Raw genomic sequence first — 705 nt, 5'->3', positions numbered from 1 at the left:
TGGCGTGGGAACGGGTGTCGGGGAACACCGGAGCACGCAGCGCGGGCGTCGATCGGCGGACTGTCCGCTCGATCATCGAGTCCGCAGAAGGTGCCATCGGGTTACTGGAAGGAATCCGCGCTGATCTGAAGGCACGGACGTTCCGTCCGCTCCCGGTCCGGGAACGACACATCCCCAAAGCAGGCGGGAAAACCCGGAGGCTGGGGATACCGACCGTGACCGATCGGGTCGTTCAAGCCTCGCTGAAGCTGGTCCTGGAACCGATCTTCGAGACCGGTTTCCAGTCCTCCAGCTACGGATTCCGGCCGAAACGCCGGGCCCAGGACGCCATCGAAGAAATCCGTAAGCATGCCCGCGAGGGCTACGAGTGGGTTTTCGAGGGCGACATCACCGCATGTTTCGACGAGATCGACCACACCGCCCTGCTGGGTTTGGTGCGGCGACAAGTCAAGGACAAACGGATCCTGGAACTCATCAAAGCGTTCCTGCGCGCCGGAATCCTCAGCGAGGACAACATCGACCGGGACACCCATTCCGGAACCCCGCAGGGCGGCATTCTGTCACCTCTGCTGGCCAACATCGCCCTCTCCGAACTGGACGACTATTTCCATCAGATCTGGGAGAACCACAAGAACGGCACCAACCGGAAACGACACCGCGAACGCGGAGGTGCGACCTTTCGGTTGACCCGATATGCCGACGACT

Annotated in this window: 1 protein-coding gene; it reads left to right on the top strand. The window is 62.0% G+C overall.

Annotated elements, in window-relative coordinates:
- Window positions 1-215: 215 nt before the first annotated feature.
- The coding region (locus ACFOSH_RS44015) for a reverse transcriptase domain-containing protein (RefSeq protein WP_378247782.1) at window positions 216-705 on the top strand (490 nt) is incomplete at its 3' end.

The organism is Amycolatopsis speibonae, from assembly GCF_042647925.1.
In the GTDB taxonomy this organism is placed as follows: Bacteria; Actinomycetota; Actinomycetes; order Mycobacteriales; family Pseudonocardiaceae; genus Amycolatopsis; species Amycolatopsis speibonae.
This window is presented reverse-complemented; position numbering and strand designations above follow the sequence as displayed.